The organism is Limosilactobacillus oris DSM 4864 (assembly GCF_001434465.1).
Classification (GTDB): Bacteria; Bacillota; Bacilli; order Lactobacillales; family Lactobacillaceae; genus Limosilactobacillus; species Limosilactobacillus oris.
In genome coordinates, this window is record NZ_AZGE01000046.1 from 1 (window position 1) to 6,815 (window position 6,815).

Genomic DNA, 6,815 nt, shown 5'->3' on the forward strand with positions numbered 1-6,815 from the left:
TGTCGTCAGTTCGAGTCTGACTGCCGGAGTTATTATTAAAGAGTCGTCAACAGCTTGTTGGCGGCTCTTTTCGTATACTATGAATGGTGAACTTTGATTTGTTTCTAGCTGAAAGGGAGGAAAAATTAAAATGCGGGCCCTGCTGGTGATTGATATGCAAAATGGTGTTTGTCGAACAAAGGGACAGACTCTCTTTCGATTAAAGGATTTAGTTACCTTAGTCAATTGTCGAATCAGGTGGTTTCGTGAACAAGGGCTGCCGATTATCTTTATTCAACATCAGAATATGAATTTAACTAGGGGGACGAGTGCTTGGCAATTACTCCCAGAACTAGATGCCCGCAAAGAGGATCTCTATGTCAATAAGACGCAGCTCAATGCTTTTTATCAGACCGACCTCCAGAGCTTTCTCATACAGCGGCAGGTGGACGAGTTAGAGATTTGCGGTGCGCAAACTGAATACTGTGTTGATACTACGATTAAGATGGCGCATGGCCTCGGCTACCGGCTGGAGATGGTGCCCGGGGCAAGCAGTACGGTCGATAATAAGTTTTTAACAGCAGGACAGACGATTCAGTATTTTGAAGAGATTTGGGGGCAGAATTTCCTGAAATTTATTTCTGAAATAAAAACAAAATAGGTATTTTCAAGGCGAAGTCATCATGATATAATAATTAACGTTGACTTGTGATAATTCATGCCAACTTAGCTCAGCTGGTAGAGCATCTCCCTCGTAAAGAGAAGGTCGGAGGTTCGACTCCTCTAGTTGGCACTACTTTATGTGGACTGGATAATTCCTAATAAGGGAAATTATCCGGTCTTTTTTAATTTACTACTGCTTTCTAGGCGGAGTTTGTTATACTGAACATAATTCAATTGAGAAAGGAAGCTGATACGGATGGAAATCACAATCAATGGTGAACAGCGGCAGTTAGTCGGCAACCCGCCCGCGGTTGGCGATGATTTTCCTCATTTCAAGGTTTTTGACAAGGATGGGAATAAGGTTAAATTGAAGGAGCTGCTGGGCAAGGTAACCCTTTTGAGTGTTGTACCGGACATTAACACCCCGGTTTGCAGTCTCCAAACCAAGCAATTTAATTCGGCCATGGACCAGTTTCCAGACGTCAACTTTTTGACGATTTCGACTAATACCACAGCCGACCAGCAAAAGTGGTGCGCGGCTGAAGGCGTGAAAAACATGCAACTCGTTTCCGACAGTGAAGAATCGTTTGGCTACGAATCCAAGCTGCTGATCCCGGACGAGGGCTTCCTGGCCCGGTCAGTCTGGATCCTCGATGCTACGGGGAAGGTTGTCTACCGGGAAATCGTTGCTGAACTGACTGACGAGCCGGATTACGACCAGGCACTGGCGGCCTTAAAGGAAACACTGGCGAAGTGAGAGTGAGAAAAAACGCCCCAAACCGGCTAGCTGATTTGGGGCGTTTGTCTTCGAACCTCCGCAAGGATGGCTAGGTTGGTCAAACGCTGATTTATNTCAGCCTCATGGTTACAACAGAAAGTTAGCCTGTAGGGTTCGTACATTATCTTTTCAATAGTTAAAGAACTAGCATCTTTAAAGATTAAGGGGAGCGTGAACTACCAATTTCTGGTGGTTTGCGCTCCCTTTTTTATTCGTCTTCACCAATAATTGGGAAGCCGTAATCGCGAATGTGGTTCTTTAGCAATTGGATGTATTCCTGCCCCAGCTGGCTGGTGATTGTGTGTTGGTGCTGGACAATTCCAAGCGTGATTGGATCATCAAGCTCCAAGGGAATCGCGACAATCTTGTCATCGTTAAGTTTGCTGCTGATAATTCCCGAACTAATGGTGTAACCGTTCAAGCCGACCATCAGGTTAAAGATGGTTGCCCGGTCGCTAACCTTAATTTCCTTTTTGTGGCTGAGGGTTGACTGGATTTCTTCAGAGAAGTAAAAGGAGTTGTTTTCGCCCTGCTCAAAGGACAGGTAGGGCAGTTCGGTTAAGTCAGCAAGACTGATTGAGTGACGCCTGGCAAGGGGGTTATAGCGGCTCAAAAAGACGTGCGGCTGGGCCGTAAAAAGCGGCGTGAATTCTAAACCGTTTTCTGTTAACAGCTTGCTGATGATCCGGCGGTTAAAGTTATTGATATAGAGCACGCCGAGCTCACTTTTAAACGTACGCAGGTCGTTAAAGATATTTTCCGTTTCAGTTTCCCGCAGGATGAACTTATAGCTTGGTGAGTTGATCTCCTTGATTAGTTCCACGAAGGCGTTGACTACAAAGGCGTAGTGCTGGGCGGAAACGGCAAATGATTGGTGGAGGGGCTGCTGCTTTTTGAACCGGTCATCGAGCAGGCGGACCTGGTCTAAGATCTGCTTAGCGTAATTCATGAATTCACGACCGTCGGCGGTTAAACGAGCGCCAGAATTGCTCCTTTGAAAGATTGTAATGCCCATTTCTTTTTCTAAGTCTTTAATCGCACTCGAGAGGCTGGGCTGGGTGAGGTAGAGCCGTTTTGCCGCCTCATTAATTGAGCCGGTCTCAATCACCGCTTCGAGGTATTCCAGTTGTTTAATTCGCATCGATGGCCATCCTTTTTTATTAGCATTATAGTCTTTCCCTATATCGGGTTCAAATATTTAACAGTTATTCAATAGCAAACATTCATGGTAGATTATTAGACAAATAAAAAACGAAAGAGATGACTGAATGATGACAACCACCACAATTATTGGCTTCCCCCGAATCGGCGAGAAGCGTGAACTGAAATTTGCTACCGAGAAATACTTTAAAAACGCGATTGACCAGGAAGAGTTGCGGGCGACGGCAAAACAACTGCGGCGCCACAACTGGGAGCTGCTCCGCCAGGCGGGCATTGGCGAAATCCCCAGCAATGACTTTTCCTACTATGACCAAACCTTAGACGCTGCCTTTTTATTTAACCTGGTTCCCCAGAATGTCCAGGACCTGCCATTCTCCGAATTAGATAAGTATTTCGCCCTGGCACGGGGCTACCAGGGACGAGCGGGCAATGTGTTGGCCTGGCCAATGAAGAAGTGGTTCAACACCAACTACCACTACCTGGTTCCCCAGCTTAATCAGGATACCCGCTTCAAGCTGACTGGAAACAAGATTTTTGCCGAGTTTGCGGAGGCCAAGGAATTAGGAATCATTACCCGGCCGGTCCTGCTTGGCCCCTTCACCCTGTTAAAACTGAGTGAATACCAGAATGCGACCGCCGGCGATTTTGTCAAGGACGCCGTGACGGCCTACCAAGCGGTTTTCACCAAGCTCATCACGCAGGGCGCCCATTGGATCCAGCTTGACGAACCAGCGCTGGTTAAGGACCTGACTGCTGAAGACCAGCAGCTATTTAACGACCTCTACCGTCCGCTATTGGCTGCCAAGGGGAAGTTAAAGGTCCTCTTACAGACCTACTTCGGCGACGTCCGGGATGTCTATGACGACCTAATCAGTCTGCCGTTCGATGGGCTCGGTCTGGACTTTGTGGAAGGAAAACAAACCCAGCAATTAGTCAGTCACGGTTTCCCGGATGATAGGGTCCTTTTTGCCGGGGTAGTTAACGGGAAAAACATCTGGCGCAACCACTACGACCGGAGTTTAGCGCAGCTTAAAGCAGTCGGGGCCAAACAGGTCGTGATGAATACTTCTTGTTCCCTGCTCCACGTCCCAATTACGGTGGCTAACGAGGACTTTGCACCGGACGTCAAGGAGCACTTCGCTTTTGCAGAGGAAAAGCTGGCGGAGCTCCAAGACCTCGCGGCGATTTACGATGGTCAGGGCGCGGGGAAGCTGCACGCCAACCAAGCGTTATTTGCCCACCCACGGGTACAAGAAGATGCTGAACTCCACGCCCGGATTGCCAGCCTGAAAGATGCGGACTTTACCCGCCAGCCAGCTCGACCAGTTCGTGAACAGCTCCAGAAGGCGGCGTTTCGGTTGCCACTGTTGCCAACCACGACAATTGGCTCCTTCCCCCAAACCAAGGAAGTCCGGCAGGTCCGGCGCCAGTTCCGTCGGCACGAAATTAGCCAGGAACAATACGATGCCTTCATTAAGGAAAAGATTGACGAGTGGCTAAAGTGGCAAGAGCGGGTGGGCTTGGACGTCCTGGTACACGGGGAGTTTGAGCGTAACGACATGGTCGAATACTTCGGCCAGCACCTCTCCGGCTACCTCTTTTCCAAGAACGCTTGGGTTCAATCATACGGGACCCGGTGTGTAAAGCCGCCAATCATCTGGGGTGACGTTAAACGCCAGCAACCAATTACCATCAAGTGGTCCAAGTACGCCCAGAGTCAAACCAAGAAGCTAGTCAAGGGGATGCTGACGGGGCCGGTGACGATCCTGAACTGGTCCTTCCCCCGGGAAGACATCAGCCTGAAAGAAGCCACCCTCCAGTTAGCCCTGGCAATCCAGGAAGAGGTCCTCGACCTGGAAGCCAACGGAATTAAGATTATCCAGATTGATGAGGCGGCCCTACGCGAGAAGCTGCCCCTGCGAAAGTCCGACTGGTACTCAGAATACCTCGACTGGGCTATCCCGGCCTTCCGTTTGGTCCACAGCAAGGTCCAGCCGGAAACACAGATTCACACCCATATGTGTTACAGTGAATTTACCGACATTATCCCGGCAATTGATGCTATGGATGCCGACGTGATCTCCTTTGAAGCATCGCGTTCCAACCTAGAAATTCTCGATGCGCTAAAGAAGCAGCATTTTGAAACCGAAGTCGGTCCGGGCGTTTACGACATCCACTCGCCGCGGATTCCGTCAGTTGATGAGGTACAGACGACGATTAACCGGATCCTGGCGAAAATTGCCGCGCCGAAGGTTTGGATTAATCCCGACTGTGGGCTCAAGACCCGGGGGATGGAAGAAACCAAGGCTAGTTTAACCAATGTACTTGCGGCGACACGAGCAGTTCGCAAGCAGCTCGGGGAGGGTGATTAGATGACCAGTTTATCGTACGAAGTCTTTCCACCCAACTCCACGGTTGGCATTAACCATCTGAACCAGGTGCTCGCCGCCCTGCAGGACCTTGCCCCATCGTTTATCAGTGTCACTTGCAGCAGCCAAACGGCCAGCCTGGCTCAGGAGACGGTCAGGGTTGCCGATTACGTCGAAAATTGTTGTCACGTGCCAGCGATGGCTCACCTCCCAGCTTGGTACCTTAGCCGTTCTGATGTTGACCGAATCATGGCGCAATTACGTGAACGCCACGTTGGTCGGGTCCTGGTGCTACGCGGGGACGAACGGCCGGGGTTAGCCAAAAAGAATGACTTTCCCCACGCCAGTGACCTAATTGACTACATCCGGCAAAATTATCCTGATTTTCAAATTACGGGCGCCTGCTACCCGGAAAAGCACCCGGAGTCGCTGGATATGGTGGCCGAGCTGCAGCATTTAAAGCTGAAGGTGGAGGCGGGGTGTGACCAGATCATTACCCAGCTTTTCTTAGATAACCGCTGCTACTACCGGTTTCGTGAACTATGTGCCATTGCCGGGATTGACGTGCCGATTATTGCCGGAATTATGCCAATCATTAACGAACAGCAGGCTAACCGGATTTTGCGGACTAGCGCGGTGGCGGTCCCGGAGAAGTTTAAGGACATCCTGGCCAAGTATCATGACCATCCCGAGGCCCTGAAACAGGCAGGGATTAGCTACGCGATTGACCAAATTGTCGACCTGGCGACCAATGACGTTTCCGGGATCCACCTGTACACGATGAACCAGGCGGACACCGCCCGCCAGGTTGAGCAAAACATTGGGGCGCTCCTCCAGGTCAGCTGTTAGGGGGCGATGTGATGATTATTGATGGTAAAAAAATTGCCCGGGAAATAAATGCAAAAACCCGCCAGCAGGTTGCAGCATTAAAGGCGCACCAGTTTACGCCGGGGATTGCGGTAATTGTAGTCGGCGATGACCCGGCCAGTCAAATCTATACCCGTACTAAGCACCGTTTGGCACAGAAACTGGGCATTGCTTCGACCCGGTACCATTTCCCAGCTGACGTCGACCAGGCAACCGTTTTACAGCAGGTTCGGAAATTAAATCGTGATGACAGTGTAGACGCAATCCTGGTACAGGCGCCCCTCCCGGCCCAGCTCAAGGGTGAGGAGATTGTTAATACAATCGACCCGTCAAAGGACGCCGATGGCCTTCATCCACTCAACCTGGGACGGTTATATGCCAAACAGGGTGGTCATTACCCGGTCGCGTGTACGCCCCGGGGGATTATGACGCTATTAAATCTGTACCAGGTGCCGCTAGAGGGGGCCAACGTGGTCATTGTTGGGCGGAGCCTCCTGGTTGGCAAACCGCTCCTGGCGCTGCTGAATAACCGGAACGCGACCGTGACCTTTGTTGGCCGGCATACTAAAAAGCGGGCCGCATTGACCCGGCAGGCGGACATCCTAATTGTTGCCGCCGGGGCCCCTAGCCTGATTACAGCGGGGGACGTCAAGGCAGGGGCAGTGGTAATTGATGTGGGGATCAACCGTCTGCCAGCTGGCAAGCTGGTGGGCGACGTTGATTTCGCCAGCGTTGCCTCCCGGGCGCAGTTGATTACTCCAGTTCCCGGGGGCGTGGGTCCGCTGACGGTCGCCATGTTGATGCGCCAAACGGTTGAGCTGGCCGAATGGCGGCGGGAGCTCAGTTCATTTTTAGTGGGATAATTCTGTTCAAATTCCTCGTAGCATAAATCAACCGGCTTGACCGCGGTAAGTTTTCGTGGTCAAGCCGGTTTGCAGTTATTTGATTTCCAATCGCTTAAAGTGCTTTTGGGAGATAATATGAAGTGACCTCCTTAT

The 6,815-nt window shown here is 50.8% G+C and carries 6 protein-coding genes and 1 tRNA gene; 6 read left to right on the forward strand and 1 reads right to left on the reverse strand.

What is annotated here, in order from left to right; all coding sequences use genetic code 11:
* Window positions 1-130 precede the first annotated feature (130 nt).
* From FC49_RS09285 to tpx, 3 genes are all read left to right on the forward strand, one after another.
* Window positions 131-640, forward strand: coding sequence for a cysteine hydrolase family protein (locus tag FC49_RS09285; protein WP_056984869.1), 510 nt, complete (start codon window positions 131-133; stop codon window positions 638-640).
* A gap of 59 nt (window positions 641-699) precedes the next feature.
* A tRNA-Thr gene (locus FC49_RS09290) sits at window positions 700-772 on the forward strand.
* A gap of 126 nt (window positions 773-898) precedes the next feature.
* Complete coding sequence (tpx, locus tag FC49_RS09295; protein WP_056984870.1) at window positions 899-1,399, forward strand: thiol peroxidase; 501 nt, start codon at window positions 899-901, stop codon at window positions 1,397-1,399.
* A 229-nt stretch (window positions 1,400-1,628) separates the two neighbouring features.
* Here tpx and FC49_RS09300 read toward each other — a convergent pair whose 3' ends face one another.
* Entirely contained in the window at window positions 1,629-2,561 is a 933-nt protein-coding gene (locus tag FC49_RS09300; protein WP_056984871.1) for a LysR family transcriptional regulator, read from the reverse strand.
* A 127-nt stretch (window positions 2,562-2,688) separates the two neighbouring features.
* On the opposite strand from FC49_RS09300, the gene metE reads away from it, so the two are divergent.
* Genes metE through FC49_RS09315 form a run of 3 tightly spaced genes read left to right on the forward strand, consistent with a single transcriptional unit; the run spans window position 2,689 to window position 6,680 of the window.
* On the forward strand, window positions 2,689-4,953 hold the full coding sequence (metE, locus tag FC49_RS09305; protein ID WP_056984872.1) for a 5-methyltetrahydropteroyltriglutamate--homocysteine S-methyltransferase: 2,265 nt from the start codon (window positions 2,689-2,691) through the stop codon (window positions 4,951-4,953).
* A complete protein-coding gene (gene metF / locus FC49_RS09310; protein ID WP_056984873.1) occupies window positions 4,954-5,799 on the forward strand; it encodes a methylenetetrahydrofolate reductase [NAD(P)H] in 846 nt (281 codons plus the stop codon).
* 11 nt (window positions 5,800-5,810) lie between these two features.
* Complete coding sequence (locus tag FC49_RS09315) at window positions 5,811-6,680, forward strand: bifunctional 5,10-methylenetetrahydrofolate dehydrogenase/5,10-methenyltetrahydrofolate cyclohydrolase (protein ID WP_056984874.1); 870 nt, start codon at window positions 5,811-5,813, stop codon at window positions 6,678-6,680.
* The last annotated feature ends 135 nt before the right edge of the window (window positions 6,681-6,815 follow it).